At 60.3% G+C, this 13,491-nt stretch carries 19 protein-coding genes; 5 read left to right on the forward strand and 14 right to left on the reverse strand.

Features of this window, described 5'->3' with window-relative positions; all coding sequences use genetic code 11:
- Position 1 precedes the first annotated feature (1 nt).
- Positions 2–898 carry a non-homologous end joining protein Ku gene (gene ku / locus QMG80_RS09215; RefSeq protein ID WP_085772545.1) on the reverse strand — a complete coding sequence of 299 codons (897 nt, stop codon included), beginning with the start codon at positions 896–898 and terminating at the stop codon, positions 2–4.
- A gap of 288 nt (positions 899–1,186) precedes the next feature.
- Between ku and QMG80_RS09220 the strand changes: the two genes are divergently transcribed.
- Entirely contained in the window at positions 1,187–1,339 is a 153-nt protein-coding gene (locus tag QMG80_RS09220) for a hypothetical protein (protein WP_158658821.1), read from the forward strand.
- A 25-nt stretch (positions 1,340–1,364) separates the two neighbouring features.
- On the opposite strand, the gene QMG80_RS09225 is transcribed toward QMG80_RS09220, so the two are convergent.
- The 4 genes from QMG80_RS09225 to QMG80_RS09240 form a co-directional block, all read right to left on the reverse strand.
- The gene (locus QMG80_RS09225; RefSeq protein WP_245300271.1) at positions 1,365–2,243 is read right to left on the reverse strand and encodes an SDR family oxidoreductase; all 879 of its coding nucleotides are present in this window, start codon (positions 2,241–2,243) and stop codon (positions 1,365–1,367) included.
- Between the two features lie 321 nt (positions 2,244–2,564).
- The gene (locus QMG80_RS09230; protein WP_085772547.1) at positions 2,565–2,909 is read right to left on the reverse strand and encodes a hypothetical protein; all 345 of its coding nucleotides are present in this window, start codon (positions 2,907–2,909) and stop codon (positions 2,565–2,567) included.
- Positions 2,906–3,997, reverse strand: a complete 1,092-nt coding sequence (locus tag QMG80_RS09235) for an IS5 family transposase (protein WP_085772548.1) — start codon at positions 3,995–3,997, stop codon at positions 2,906–2,908. Before QMG80_RS09235 ends, QMG80_RS09230 begins: the two co-directional genes overlap by 4 nt.
- Positions 3,998–4,031: 34 nt before the next feature.
- Complete coding sequence (locus tag QMG80_RS09240; RefSeq protein WP_085772549.1) at positions 4,032–4,520, reverse strand: MIP/aquaporin family protein; 489 nt, start codon at positions 4,518–4,520, stop codon at positions 4,032–4,034.
- 460 nt (positions 4,521–4,980) lie between these two features.
- On the opposite strand from QMG80_RS09240, the gene QMG80_RS09245 reads away from it, so the two are divergent.
- The 3 genes from QMG80_RS09245 to QMG80_RS09255 all read left to right on the forward strand — a co-directional run bounded on the left by QMG80_RS09245 (position 4,981) and on the right by QMG80_RS09255 (position 6,057).
- Entirely contained in the window at positions 4,981–5,169 is a 189-nt protein-coding gene (locus QMG80_RS09245; protein WP_085773786.1) for a DUF3008 family protein, read from the forward strand.
- Between the two features lie 61 nt (positions 5,170–5,230).
- Positions 5,231–5,617 (forward strand): four-helix bundle copper-binding protein, encoded by a 387-nt coding sequence (locus QMG80_RS21795; RefSeq protein WP_483428764.1) that lies wholly within the window; start codon positions 5,231–5,233, stop codon positions 5,615–5,617.
- A gap of 116 nt (positions 5,618–5,733) precedes the next feature.
- The gene (locus QMG80_RS09255) at positions 5,734–6,057 is read left to right on the forward strand and encodes a hemerythrin domain-containing protein (protein ID WP_245299956.1); all 324 of its coding nucleotides are present in this window, start codon (positions 5,734–5,736) and stop codon (positions 6,055–6,057) included.
- A gap of 160 nt (positions 6,058–6,217) precedes the next feature.
- Here the strand turns inward: QMG80_RS09255 and QMG80_RS09260 are convergent, their stop codons facing one another.
- The 8 genes from QMG80_RS09260 to QMG80_RS09295 all read right to left on the reverse strand — a co-directional run bounded on the left by QMG80_RS09260 (position 6,218) and on the right by QMG80_RS09295 (position 12,543).
- Positions 6,218–6,904 (reverse strand): class I SAM-dependent methyltransferase, encoded by a 687-nt coding sequence (locus tag QMG80_RS09260; protein ID WP_085772552.1) that lies wholly within the window; start codon positions 6,902–6,904, stop codon positions 6,218–6,220.
- A gap of 458 nt (positions 6,905–7,362) precedes the next feature.
- A complete protein-coding gene (locus tag QMG80_RS09265) occupies positions 7,363–7,665 on the reverse strand; it encodes a TonB-dependent receptor plug domain-containing protein (RefSeq protein WP_085773787.1) in 303 nt (100 codons plus the stop codon).
- A 98-nt stretch (positions 7,666–7,763) separates the two neighbouring features.
- Positions 7,764–9,947 carry a CDC48 family AAA ATPase gene (locus QMG80_RS09270; RefSeq protein WP_085772553.1) on the reverse strand — a complete coding sequence of 728 codons (2,184 nt, stop codon included), beginning with the start codon at positions 9,945–9,947 and terminating at the stop codon, positions 7,764–7,766.
- A complete protein-coding gene (locus QMG80_RS09275; protein WP_085772554.1) occupies positions 9,944–10,543 on the reverse strand; it encodes a hypothetical protein in 600 nt (199 codons plus the stop codon). The genes QMG80_RS09270 and QMG80_RS09275 overlap by 4 nt, the downstream gene beginning before the upstream one ends.
- Positions 10,544–10,803: 260 nt before the next feature.
- A complete protein-coding gene (locus tag QMG80_RS09280; protein ID WP_085772555.1) occupies positions 10,804–11,331 on the reverse strand; it encodes an Hsp20/alpha crystallin family protein in 528 nt (175 codons plus the stop codon).
- Positions 11,324–11,671 (reverse strand): gas vesicle protein, encoded by a 348-nt coding sequence (locus QMG80_RS09285; protein ID WP_085772556.1) that lies wholly within the window; start codon positions 11,669–11,671, stop codon positions 11,324–11,326. Before QMG80_RS09285 ends, QMG80_RS09280 begins: the two co-directional genes overlap by 8 nt.
- A 13-nt stretch (positions 11,672–11,684) precedes the next feature.
- Complete coding sequence (gvpJ, locus tag QMG80_RS09290) at positions 11,685–12,314, reverse strand: gas vesicle protein GvpJ (protein WP_085772557.1); 630 nt, start codon at positions 12,312–12,314, stop codon at positions 11,685–11,687.
- The gene (locus QMG80_RS09295; RefSeq protein ID WP_085772558.1) at positions 12,301–12,543 is read right to left on the reverse strand and encodes a gas vesicle protein GvpG; all 243 of its coding nucleotides are present in this window, start codon (positions 12,541–12,543) and stop codon (positions 12,301–12,303) included. The genes gvpJ and QMG80_RS09295 overlap by 14 nt, the downstream gene beginning before the upstream one ends.
- Between QMG80_RS09295 and QMG80_RS09300 the strand changes: the two genes are divergently transcribed.
- On the forward strand, positions 12,533–12,700 hold the full coding sequence (locus QMG80_RS09300; protein WP_158658823.1) for a hypothetical protein: 168 nt from the start codon (positions 12,533–12,535) through the stop codon (positions 12,698–12,700). The genes QMG80_RS09295 and QMG80_RS09300 overlap by 11 nt on opposite strands.
- Positions 12,701–12,716: 16 nt before the next feature.
- Here QMG80_RS09300 and QMG80_RS09305 read toward each other — a convergent pair whose 3' ends face one another.
- Positions 12,717–13,460, reverse strand: a complete 744-nt coding sequence (locus QMG80_RS09305) for a GvpL/GvpF family gas vesicle protein (RefSeq protein WP_085772559.1) — start codon at positions 13,458–13,460, stop codon at positions 12,717–12,719.
- Positions 13,461–13,491 lie beyond the last annotated feature (31 nt).

The raw sequence follows: 13,491 nt of genomic DNA on the forward strand, positions 1-13,491 counted from the left end.
CTCACGCCTGCCGCTTCGTCGCTCGCGCAGGCTTTTTAGCCGCCCTTTTTGCGGGGGCCTTGGCCCGCGGCGGTCGGCGCTGCGGTGACGCATTCTCGGGGCTGGGCGCGACGGCGCCGACGCTGCGCTTCAAGGCCTCCATGAAATCGAGGATCTTCGCGCCACGCTCGACATGTTCCTCGACCGGCACGTGCTCGCCCTTCTGAAGCTTTTCGCCGACGAGCTCACGCAGGGCCGCGGCATAGTGGTTCTTAAACTTTTTGGGGTCGAAGGCCTCGCTGCGCGTACGAATGAGATCCTCCGCCATTTGCACCATGTCGAGGCGTGGCTTGTCCTGGGCAAGCGCCGAAAAAATCTCCCCTGCATCCTTGAGCTCGCCTGCATAGCGCAAGGTTTGCACGATCAAGCCGTGATCCTTGGCGTCGGGAAAGAGCGCCACGAGGTTCTCGCGTCCGCGCAAGGTGAGCTGACCAATGCCGACCTTGCGGCTCTCGTAAAGCGCGTCGCGTAGTACACGATAGCCCTCCTCCGCCATCTCGCCATCCGGAAGCAGATAATAGGGCCGATCGAAATAGAGCGGGTCGATCTCGGCGGCGTCGACGAATTGCGTCAGCTCGATCGCATGGCGAGACGGGAGCTTAAGCGCGTCAAGCTCGTTCTCTTCGATGAAGACGTAATTGCCGGGCTCGAACTCATAGGCCGTGGCGATATCCTCTTTCGCGACTTCTCCGCGGCCAGGTGCGCTCTTGACGTAGCGGATGCGCTGCTTTGAGACCCTGTCGACCTGATGGAACTTGATCTCCGCGCTCGTCCGCTCGGCGGAGACGAGCCGCACCGGTATGGAGATCAGCGCAAGACGCAGATAGCCCTTCCAGAAGCTGCGCGAGGAATCGGGCATGGACACACCCAAGAAGCATCGAGGGCGGCAGGCGCCCGGATTGAAATTAGGTAGGGCGCAAAGGCCTTTGTCACGGCGACGATTTGCGATTCGGTCGAATTTCCACGGGGTGCTGGGTCCAGTTTCCCGTCGCAAGCGCCTTCGTCTTGCGACTCCGTACGCAGTCGTCCGTGATTAAGAACAGCACGATGTGGTCTATCTCGTAGTTGATGCAGGACGCATACGCCAACACAAGCGTCTAACCCACGTCCAGAATTCGAATCGATGGATCCGGAAGGAGACTCGCGCATGATGGCCCCCGACCAGTACTACTTCCTCCTCTCGCTGATCGGATATGAGGCGATGGGATTCGCGCTTATCTTCGCAGTGCGGCTTGGAGAGCTCCTATTCGAATGCATATCCCCGGAGCCGCTGTTCGTGGCTCCCGGGCCCCTCTTATGAATGAGAGCTGCTCCGCCGCCGGCTCTCAGGGCTGTCCGTCGCCTCCTGCGCTGCCATAGACCTGTCCTGTGGCGTAGCTTGCGTCTTCCGCGGCAAGCTGCACATAGATCGACGCGAGCTCTGCCGGTTGACCGGGTCGGCCCATCGGCGTCTGCTCTCCGAAATGCTCGATCTTCTCTTGCGTCGCGCCTCCGGACACCTGGAGCGGCGTCCAGATCGGCCCCGGCGCCACCGCATTGACGCGAATGCCTTTCGGCGCGAGCTGCTTCGCCAGTGACTTCGTGTAGTTCATCGTCGCCGCCTTGGTCTGGGCATAGTCATATAGGTTCGGCGATGGGTCATAGGCCTGCTCGGAGGCGGTGCTGATAATTGCGGAGCCAGGCTTCAAATGCGGCAAGGCCGCCTGGATGATCCAAAATGGCGCGTAGATATTGGTCCTCATCGTCCAGTCGAACTGGTCCGTTGTGATCTCCAATATGGAATCGTGCGTTTGCTGGCGCGCTGCGTTACTGACGAGGATGTCGAGTCCGCCGAGCTTGGCGACGGCGTCCTCCACAAGTCGTTTGCAGAAGCTTTCCGCGCGAATATCCCCGGGCAGCAACACGATCGTGTGTCCCTCGGCTTTAAGCAAATCGGCGACGTCCAGCGCATCCGGCGCCTCGTCGGGGTGATAGTGGATGGCGACGCTTGCGCCCTCGCGGGCGAAGGCGATAGCGGCCGCGCGACCCATGCCGGAGTCGCCTCCCGTGATCAGCGCCTTTCGCCCGCGCAAACGATATGATCCCTTGTAGGATGTTTCGCCGTGGTCGGGCTTGGGATCCATTTCGCGGGCAAGACCTGGCCATGGCTGTGATTGATGCTTGAAAGGAGGCTTGGGGTATTTCTGCGTCGGATCCTGCAACATGGCCGAACCTTTCTCATGCGATGCTCGAGGCGCAGGGGGAGCTGCGATCAGACCTGCGCCGACGCCGATGACGACCGTCCTGCGCGAGAGCCGAGCTGCCTTCCTGGACTGCATGCGCGTTTCCCTTCGAGGGGCTAGCTAACGCAAGGCGCGCCGCATCCAAGCGAGGGCGCAAGGAATGGCGTTTCCGTTCGAGAGGCGAAGGCGCGAGAGCGCGATGCGAAAAAGTGGAAACCGGATTTCGCACAAATCGGGCTCTAAACTTTTAAAGTCGGTCACCTTTTCCGCGTTCAGGCTTTTCTGCTTTGAACGCAGCGTGATCTAGCAGGCTGTTGAAAAACCGTCTCGCGTCGCTTTGAGAACGGCTTCGTCTCCGTTGTCGTATTCGAACTCGATCTCGATCGTACCGTTCTCGAGCAGTTCGGCGCTCCCCTCGCCGGAGACTTCGTCCATTTCGTCGGAGCCGATCCAGGTGAAGGCGATGGAGGTTGGACCGTATTCTATGTCGAGGGTCGCCTGCATCGCGCCGAAGCTGATTTCGCTGCGGCCATCGGCGCTGATGACGATCGTCGCCGGCCCGCAGAGGTCGAGATAGGCTCGATCCCAGATGTCGGCCTCGACGATCCGCCAGCGACCGACGAGCTTGCAGCCCATGGGCGCGCTCATGCGGCTTCCACGAGCAGTTTCGGCAGTCGCACCAGATTGTAGGCGGCGGCTGTGAAGGTGAAGGCCCAGCCGACCCGTTCACGGCCTTTGAACCTCGTCTTCTCTTGTCCGCCGATGGTCTTGGTCCAGCCGAAGCCTTCCTCGATCTTCTTACGGATGCGCGGACTGATGGCGTAGCCCGCGTGCTGCGTCGTGCGACCGTCGATCGCCGAGGCGCGTCCGTTGCTGTTCTGCGCGACGTGCGGAGTGACCTTCATCGATCGCAGCTCATTTATGAAGTCTTCGGCGTCATAGGCCTTGTCCGCCTCCAGCGTGATTGTTCGCGGGCGGTCGGCGCGCGGCTCGATCATGTGCAGCGCCGCGATGCGCTCGGCGTGGCCGTCGGCTTGGGTGAGGCAGGCGCCGACGAAGAGTGCGCTCCGGTTCTCCATTAGCGCATGGCCGATGAAGCAGAGCTTAGCCTCCTTGCCTGAGCCTTTGCGATAGAGCCGCGCCTCTGGATCGGTCGTCGACTCATGCGTCTCGTTCGAACGCTTCTCGCCGTGGAATTCTGCTTCCTTGTTGCGTCCGCCGCCTCCGCTTGGCGGTGGGTCCGCCGCGTCCTTTGGCTTGAAGCTCTTCATCGACGCCCAGGCTTGGATCAGCGTGCCGTCGACCGAAAAGTGATCCGTGCTCGAAAGCCGCTTTACGCGCGGCTGCTCCAGGATCGCATTCAAGAACTTCACGGCGATGTCGCCCGAAAGCAGGCGGTCGCGGTTTTTCGAGAAGGTCGAGTGATCCCAAACGGCATCGTCAACACCAAGACCCACGAACCAGCGAAACAGAAGATCGAACTCCAGCCGCTCCATCAGCTGGCGCTCCGAGCGGATCGAATAAAAGGCCTGCAGGAGCATCGCCCGCAGAAGCTTCTCCGGGGGGATCGACGGCCGGCCAGTTGCGGAATAAAGGGCCGAGATCTCCTTCTCGATCGCCGCCAGAGCTTCGTTCACGAGTTGACGGATCGCCCGCAGGGGATGCCTCTTCCCAACCCGCGCTTCAAGATCGACATAACTGAAAAGCGCCCCGCATCGCGCGTCCCCGCCCCGCATGATTCATTCCTCGCCGCCGCGAGGAGAGACTGAATCACAGCGAGATTCCCAGAGCCAGCGACTTTTTCAACAGCCTGCTAGCGGCTATCATCGACGCGCCCGTGAGGCCAGCCGCACAAAGTCTCGCCGCGACATTGTAGCAACCGATTGCGACGCCGGCGTTCGCACCGATGTTGCGTGCGCCTGAGGCGGTTCCGAGACTCGCGTTGACAAGGCCGACCGTAAGCACGGCCTCCAGGACGAAAGCCTGCCAAAACGTTATGCCGCCGGCCAGCTGAGCCGCAACATAACCTGGCGTTCGACGCCAGGGAAAATGGCGACGCAGCGCGAAGGCGTAAGTGACGGCGGGGTTGAGATGCGCGCCGCTGACGGCTCCGAGGAAATAGATCCCGACCAAAACCATCAGGCCCGACGCGACCGCGGCGGAGAGGCGCGTCGACTCGGCGGGGTTGAGCGCGCTGGCGACATCACCGCAAACCACCGCGAACACGAGTAAGAACGTCCCCCAAAATTCCGCGAAGATGCAGCGTCATTCCTGTACCGCGTCTGACGCATCGGTGAGATCGCGCTTCGACGGCTTCACGTCCTGCTTTAAGTCGTCAGAGCGCTTATTCATGTTTAGCCCTCAAGCAGGGCAATGCCCGCGGCCAGATCGAGTTGATGAATTTGAGCGCCGCGTTGCAAGGCGTTTAGAACAGACAAAGCGTTGTCGGGCCTTTGATGACAGCGCCATCGCATCCGTGATCTGGCTGGCTTGCCGGTCAATTTCGTGAGGAACGCAATTAGCGGCTGCGTTGTCTCGCGCAAGGGCGGCCGCGTGATCTCCGCTTTGCGAGCGTTGGAACCGACGCGATGAAAGCTTCGTCCTGGGACCGTTGCCGAACCAATTCAATAATTCGCGAATTAAGCCGAAGCTGAAGACAACTTTCCTGATCCTTGCGAGTTATGACCCGAATTCTCCTCGTGAACAGGGGATGACGATCATGCCTGCGAAATCCAAGGCCCAGCAGATGGCCGCCGGCGCCGCACTTTCGGCGAAGCGCGGCGAAAAGAAAAAGTCCGAGCTCAAAGGCGCATCGCGATCGATGGTCGACTCGATGAGCGAAGAGGAGCTTCGCCGTCTTGCCGCAACCAAGCGCAAAGGCAAGCCAGAGCACGCGTCGCGATCCTGACGCCTCGGGTCTAGCCGTAGCTGGAACTAATCGAAGGAGTGACCCTGTGCATCTGCAGTCAATGATCGCCGCGCGGCCGAAGCTGCAAGGCGCGGAAAACGAAGCGCTCGCGCGCTGTATCGAAAAGTGCTTCGACTGTGCCGAGACGTGCTTCGCCTGCGCCGGCGCTTGCCTCGACGAAGAGGAGCTCAAAGGATTGCGCGAATGCATCCGGCTTAATCTGGATTGCGCAGACATATGCGACGCGACCGGTGCGATTGGAGCCCGGCGCGGGAACGCGGATACTTCGTCCATGCGCACCATGTTGCGCGCCTGCGCCGAAGCTTGCCGCCTTTGCGCCGTGGAGTGCGAGAGCCACGCGGGCCATCACGAGCATTGCAGAATCTGCGCCGAGGTCTGCCGGGCCTGTGAGGCGGCTTGTAACGAGGCGGCGCCGGGATCGCATTGAAGCCCGTAGACGGGACTCCAATCCGATACGGAGAGATCGCTGATTTCCCTCCATGGAGAATTCAAAAATGAAACAGACAAAGGAGAGCGCCTGCAGACAAGCAGGACGCCATCTCATTGTTGAAGCAGGACCATCGAGAGGTCGAGGCGCTGTTTGAGCGATATGCGACAGCCAAGCGGCGGGCCGATCGCGCGAAGATCGCCAGGCAGGCCTGCAATGCGCTTACGATTCATGCGATTCTCGAGGAGGAGATTTTCTACCCCGCCTGCCGAGAGCTCATCGACGACGACCCGCTCGACGAGGCTCAAGTCGAGCACGACAGCGCGAAGATTCTCATTAACGAGCTCGAAAACGGAACGCCGGAAGACCCCTTCTACGACGCCATCGCCGGAGAGAGATTGTTGGGGCGACTCGTGCAGGAGCCTCCGCTCCGACAATAGGTTTCGCCGCCGATCTCGTGCGGTCGGCGTTGGCGGCGTCTCCGACGCTCCTCGATGAAGCGATCAAGACGCACGCCGATTTGCGCCGGACGCAACCTTTCCCGCAGAGTTGGGGCGCCGCCTACCGGTCAAGCTTAAGGCGTAAAGGCGCGCTCTCTCTTTATCTCCTGATAGCGATCAATGATTTAGGTAAAAAAGCGAAACGCTCGAAACTGACTTCCGCGTCGGGAAACAGCGAGCGAAATTGGGTGGCGTCCAGAATCACCGCAGATTCGACCGCAGCCATTGCGTCATCGAGATTTGGTAGCGCCAATGCCCAACCAACCTTCATCTTCCTTGTAATTTTCAGCCGAAGCGATTCCGGCATCCAGTGGTAAAACGGAACTCGATAAAAATGCGGATCTATCGGAAACCAAAAATAGGGAGTCTGAATGTAGTAGGACGGAGCCAATCGACGCGCCTCCTTCGCGAAAGCGCGCATGTCGGCCCAGCGTCCAACATGTTCGATCACGCTATTCGAGTGAACAAAGTCAAAGGCGTTGTCTTTGTAAGTATCTAAATTGCGTGCATCGGCGACAACGAATTTTATTCTATCAGTCTTGCGCTCTGACTCGTAGAACTCGCTACTAATATGATTCACGCAAGTTACATTTATATTGGCCGATTCAAGAAAATCAAATCCAACGCGATCCCAATATTTATAGGATCCGCCCATGTCGAGTATGTTGAATATTCCGGACGCGCCTGAGCGGCGCTCAATGATCACGTCTCTTAACAAACGGTCTCGATTAGATCGGAAGCTGTTTGATATCGCTTCAAATATGGGGCCGTTGCCTTCAGATGCCATCTCTAATTCCTGACGCTATACCGAGGCTTCGCGGCCAAGCCTGCTTTCGACGAGGCGCTGTCCCCTGATTTTCCGGTGGAGGCGAGACCGTCGACGGCTCGGAAGCCGTCGAAGTTTGCGAGCTTCCCTCTACAAGGATTCGCGGAATCCCATTTGACGCAACTTCCCCCAATCCGCCGCCTTTGACAAGATCGCGCTGTCCCAAGATCGCGGTGGCCGGAGAAGGCATTGTGATCGGAAAACGCACATCCGCCAGTGATTTGGGACGCGCCTGTCACCCCTCGACGAGGATCGGCAGGGGCAGGGCGGCAGGGGCGAGAAAAATTCGATCTGGCTCAACGGCCGCGCCTGAGCCTCGGGGGCGCGAACGACAGGATAGCCGATCTTCTGAAAAAAGAGTCTGGGGTCCGCCCCGGCTCTGACTCGGGACCTTGGCGCGCGCCCAGATCAGCGTTCCTTCACCGACTTCTGACCATGACGCCAGAAACGTTTTTCAAGGCCTCGCCAAGCGTTGTGGCCTGCTGATCGTCGATGACCTGTCGTGTGATGACCGTCGCGCCGCCAGGAATCTCCATGATTGGATATTTCCTGCCGTCGGCGCCGATAATGTAAGGCGCGTAATAGCCATCGTGGCCAGCACCGGCCGGCGGCGACGATACAGGCGCTCTCTTCCCTTTGGCCCCTAGAAGGAGCGGATCGGCCAGCGCGCTCGTCGCAACGATCATAAGCGCAGTGATGGAGGCGATCTTCAAGCGGGGCATTTGGCGTCCTTTCGTCGCGCGCCGTCCCACGGCAAGGCGACGCAGGCCTGATTTGAGAACAGCCTGACATTCCATGCTGGGACTCGCGTGATCTGCCCTCAAAACAGCGCCGCCTGAGCGGCAATCGCGTCTTCCAGCGCCGCTCTTTGCTCGGCCAGAGCCTCGTCAAAATCGCGCTGCTCAAGCCGCAGGGATCCAAGCTCGATGGGGCCGGCGTCCGGTTCTTTGAAGACTCGCCGAATCGCGAGCATGGACGCACGATCGCAAACGAAGCGCACCTCCGCCGCAGAGAGGCCTTCCGTGCGATCGGCGAGCGCCGCCAGCTCGATTTTCTCGTCCACCGGCTTCTGGCGTAGATGCACCGCGAGGATAGCCGCGCGCGCCTTTTGGTCCGGACGCTTGACTTCGAGGTGGAAATCGAGCCGTCCCGGCCGCAAGAGAGCCTCGTCGATCATGTCGAGACGGTTTGTGGCCGCGATGACCCAAACGTCCCTCAACGCCTCGACGCCGTCGAGCTCGGTGAGCAGCTGGCTTACGACGCGATCCGTTACGGGAGACCTGCCGTCAAAGCCGCGTTTCGGCGCCAGAGCGTCGACCTCGTCTAGGAACACGATGCACGGGGCGGCATGACGCGCCCGCGCAAAAAGCTCACGCACGCCTTGCTCGGACTCGCCGATATATTTCGACAGGAGCTCTGGTCCCTTGATCGAGATGAAATTCAGATTGCTTTGAGAGGCTAACGCCTTCGCGATGAGCGTCTTGCCATTGCCCGGCGGGCCATACAGCAGAATGCCTCGGGGCGGCTGCAAGCCGATCTCCTCGAAGATGCGTGGTTGACTCAAAGGCCAAACGATCGCTTCCTTCAGCGCTTCTTTGATGGACTCCAATCCTCCAACCTCTTCCCATCGAACGTTCGGCGTTTCGATCTCGACCTCGCGCAGGCCGGAGGGCGAGACCTCGCTCAGCGCCTCTCTGAAATCCGCCATCTTGACCTCCAGACTCATGAGCGCTTCAGAGGGGATGGGTCCGGACCCCACAGACAGCTGGGGAAGCTGACGGCGCAAAGCCGCCATCGCGGCCTCGCGGCAGAGCGCGGTGAGGTCGGCGCCGGTGAAGCCGTGAGTCGTCGCGGCGAGGTCGGATAGCTCGATGTCGTCCCCGAGCGGCATTCCCCGCGCGTAGATCTCCAAAATTTCTCGGCGCGCGGTTTCATTTGGGATGCCTATGGCAATCTCGCGGTCGAAACGGCCAGGGCGGCGCAAGGCAGGATCGAGGCTGTTCGGACGGTTCGTGGCCGCCATGACGATCACATCGCCGCGGCTCTTCAAACCATCCATGAGAGCAAGAAGTTGAGCGACGACGCGTTTTTCGACTTCGCCTTCCACACGCTCTCGCTTGGGCGCAAGCGAATCGATCTCGTCGAAGAAGATGATGCAGGGCGCGCGGCGCTGTGCGTCCTCGAAGATTTTTCGCAGGCGAGCTTCGCTCTCTCCGTAAAACTTTTGGATGATCTCCGGGCCGCTGACATATATGAAGGCCGCCTCAGACTCATGCGCGACCGCGCGCCCCAGAAGCGTCTTGCCGCAGCCTGGGAGACCATGCAGCAGGACGCCTTTTGGCGGCGTGATGCCCAGCCGCTCGAATATTTCCGGATGACTGAGCGGCAATTCGATCATTTCGCGAACCTTGGCCACTTCGCGTTCCATGCCCCCGAGATCGTCATAGGTGACGAACTCTTCCGTTTCGGCGGAAGCCGTTTGAGTCGACGAGTCGTTACGCGGCCGCTCGAGCGTCAGGAGCGTGTCGGGATGTATGACCACAGGTCCATCGGGCTCGGTGCGTTTGATGTGGAAGTCCCGGTGGTTTCCGCCAAACAAGGCGATTCGGACGCGGTCGCCGGTCCTCACCGCGAGGCCGTCGAGACGGTTCGCCATATACTCGATTTCATCCTGATGCAGCGCCCCCGCGCCCAAGGGCGTAACGGACAAGCGACGCGCGATGGCGTGGGCGACTTTTCTGATCGTCGCCGCTTGCCCGAGTGCGACGCCCGCGTTCTTGCGGCCGACGCCGTCGATTTGGATGACCTGCTGGCCTCTTTGCTCTTTGAACGTGGGCATGGCCTTGGCGACCGTCTTCGTGCGTCCTTCGATCTCCAATATGTCGCCTGGACCGGCGCCGATTTGGCGCAGTGTTTCGGGATCAAGCCGGACGATTCCACGCCCGACGTCATCACGCCGCGCTTCGACCACCGTCAAGCGCAAGGTTCCTTCAGATTCGCTCACTCTTTCACTCCTGATGTCAGTCGTTGTTCTCGCTCGTTGTCGCTTGAGCAGCGGACAGCGAGATATTCGACCTTTATGCGCTCGGGCAGGAATTGCGCGACCTTATGCAGCGCGCCGATAAAGAGAACGCCGATTTCGCCCTCGGCGAGAGTCGCGTCGATCTGCTTAGCGATGAATCGATCGCGCGCCTCGAGAATTGCGGCAGCTTTCGCCTCGTTGCGCCGAGGCGACTGCAAAAGTCTATATTCATCGAGGAGCAGCGTCGGCGATTCGGTTCCAACGACCTTTGCGCCGCCGCGCATCAGGCCTTCGAGCAGCTGGTGGTTTGGGCTTCCCTGAGCCGCTAAGTCTTTGACGAGCTCGCTCTCTTTGCCGCAAACCGGAAGACTGTCCTGGTATAATTTGACATGGGAGAGATCAAGCTTGAGCATTTTGATGGACTCCCCGATCGCGCGCCAGATGGTGTCAAACTTGCCCGTTCGCTCCGCCCATTTTGCCTCGCCGTAACGCGCGACGAACGCCGCTTTATAGGCTGGCGCCGCAGTGCCCATTTCTGCGACGCTGTGCAGGACGGGAACGTAGATCAATCGCGCCATTGCGCACATTTCTCCCACACAGGCGCCGAAGCGCTTTTGGCTCGCCTAAAATCAAGCGAGCGATAGAAAACCGCTCAAATTCGATCCGCTGGAGCAAGCTCTGACTGAAAAAGCGCTTCAACTCTTGCAGAGCGCTCTCGCGCCCTCCTTCAGTTCGCGCTGCGTTTAGCCGGAACCGGCTAAACGCAGAAGGCGCGATCGATGCTACGCTTCGAGCGCGCATTACGCGAAAAACCGTTGCTTCAAATGGCGTTCTTATGTCAGTTCTGCTTGGCGAGCCGCACCTCGAGAACGCCGTTACGCAGATCAAGCTGTGGGGCGCCGGGAACAAACTTTTCCTCGACGAGCACTTCCTTGCGATAATGCCGGTCGCCAGTCTTCGCGTCGAGCAGCAGGATGTCGCCGTCGAGCGTGCAGTGAACATCCTTACGCTCGACGCCGGGTAGCTCGAATAGAAACACCAGAGCGTTGGCTTCGTCGAACATGTCCGTAACCGGCTCGAGGATCTCGGTCGACCGGGCTCTTGCGGTGCGATGACGTGGGGCTTCTCGTTGCGGGGCTTCTTCTTCGGGCGGCTCTTCAGTCTCCCCCGCCGCCTCGCGAAGCGTTCGCGCGCCGAAGGAATATTCCATTACCCTGCCGTCCTTTTCGTGCCGACCCCGGCGCGGCAAGTTGTCGAAATCCGCGAGCACGTTGAAGAGATCGGAGAGGCCGCGGGCGATCTTGTTCAAGCCGGCGACGCCCGTCACATCCTCTTTTTCCCTGTCGCTCCATTCCTTCTTAGGCATTGGTGGCGCTCCCTTCCTTGTGAGGCGCGGCGATCACGGCTCCAAGCGCAGTTTCAAGGCGGTCCAGCCGTTTTTCCATCGCGCCGAGTTTCTTATCGTCCTTGGCCGCCATTGCACCTTCTCGGCGGCCGTTGTGATTCCACCAGTCGAGTCCGAGCTCTCGCGCCTTGTCGACTGAGCAGACAACGAGCCGTAGCTGGATTGTCAGCAGCTCGACATCGACAAGCTTGACGGATATGTCGCCCGCGATCACGACGCCCTTGTCCAAAATGCGTTCGAGCAGATCGGCAAGATTTGTGCTCTCGAGGGAATGCGCGACGGGCTGATGCTGGATGTTCATGGCGACGCCTTTTTCACAGCGCCCCTTCGGGGGCGCCAAGCTCAAGAGTGAGATCCTTGTCGAGGAAGCCGAATTGCCGTTGAAGATTCGCGATTTCCTCCGCTTGTGCGAAGAGCGCCGCCCCCAAATTGTCGAGCTCTGCATCCGTCAAGCGCCCTGCCTCCATCCGTCGGATTGCTTGGCGCTCGAGCACGTCATGAAGTAGCCGGACGAGCGTCAGCACGAGTCGGACGAGCCCTTGCGCTGTCGAGGATCCCGCTTCCTGGCGGCGCGGTTCACGGGTAAATGCAGCCGGGGACTGACGCAGCGGGGGCGCCGCTGGAAGTGAATTTTCCGCCTGCGCCGATGCGGAGGGAACCGTCGAGCGGGCCGCCGGTTCAAACGGCTTTTGCCTGGACGACGAGGGGGAGGGGTCAGGCTCGATGAGCGGGAGCGAAGGCGCTCCGTCCGGCCAGATCGTATCGATCGATCCAAGCAAGAGCCGCAAATCGAGATACAACAAGTCCACTTGGGCGAGACCGATAGTCAAGTTCCCCTCAAGGGCCACGCCGCGATGCAGGATACGGTCGAGCGCGTCTGCAAGCGACAATTGCTCGCGAAACGCCGAAGGCGCGCCCGCCGCGGGGAGTTTAGAGGGCGCCATGGCTGTTTCCCCGCAAGCTGTCGAGCCGATTGAGCAAGGTTTCCTCGCGCGCTTCGAAATCGGCCTCCGTTATGACGCCGCTGTCGAGCGCGCAGTGCAACGCGGAGAGATCTGACAGGATGCCGCGCTCTTCCGCGTCGAGCTCCTGCTCCACGACCTCATGGACCTTTCGGAGAACGAACATCAGGCCCCGTACGGGCCCCGCCAGGAGATCGTCAATGAGAAGCATGGTCGCCGCCTCCTTTCCTAACGCCCTGCGTCGGCCGCTTCCTGAAATGCGCCTTTCGCACCTCGCTCGAGGATGTGACCGTCAATATTTTGCTCAAAATGGATACGACGCCATTCACCGCGATTTTCACAACATCGTCGACGATAAACATCGCTGACTTCTCCGCTATGGATTCAACCCTGACCCTTGCGAGGTTCAAGCTGCACGAAGTTGTGAGGCGGGAAAGGTCCGCCGATATTGAAGGAGACGTCGTCGTCGATCTGCCCGGCGACTTCGTGAACTGCGGCTTCGAAGCCGCCAAGACTGCCTCGCGTAACGAGCGCCGCAATATTTGCGACCTCACGTTCGCCACGAACGGGCATCGAAAGGAGCTCGACGGATGACGGCCCGAGGCCGGACATCACCTCAGCTGCGCGCGATTCGCGGTAGCGGCGGAAAGTTTCGTCAACCATTTGGCCGAGGCGAAGCATGGCTTCGTGAGACGGCGGCCGGCGACCCGCGAAAGTCCGGTCTCGCGCTGCTCGCAGCTCGGGCGTGCGGGAGACCAGATAGGCGATCGGGTCTTCCGTCTGCAGGGTTATTCGCACGCTCATCTCGACAGCCCCGCGCACGCGCTGCAACTGACCAATCAGAACGTCGCGTTGGCGACTCAAGAAGTTTCGAAGGTCGGTCTCGGATTTCGTTATGGCTCCGAAAGCCATCGGCAGGATATCGCGTTCGGCGTTAATCGTCGCCACGACGCGCTGCGCCGCGGCGAGATGTTTGCGCTCAGCGCGAATGGCGCTGAGCGGGCAATCGCTGACGATCGCGCTTACTGGGCCGCTCTCGACCTGAAAGACGGGCCGCTCGAGAATTCCTTGCACTGACAGCGGTCCCTCGTCGAGGGAGTTGGCCACTGCATAAACATAAAGGCCCATGTGCCGCTCTCCTTAGTTCTCCTCTGGCCGC

It is taken from the genome of Methylocystis bryophila (genome assembly GCF_027925445.1).
GTDB classification, from domain to species: Bacteria; Pseudomonadota; Alphaproteobacteria; order Rhizobiales; family Beijerinckiaceae; genus Methylocystis; species Methylocystis bryophila.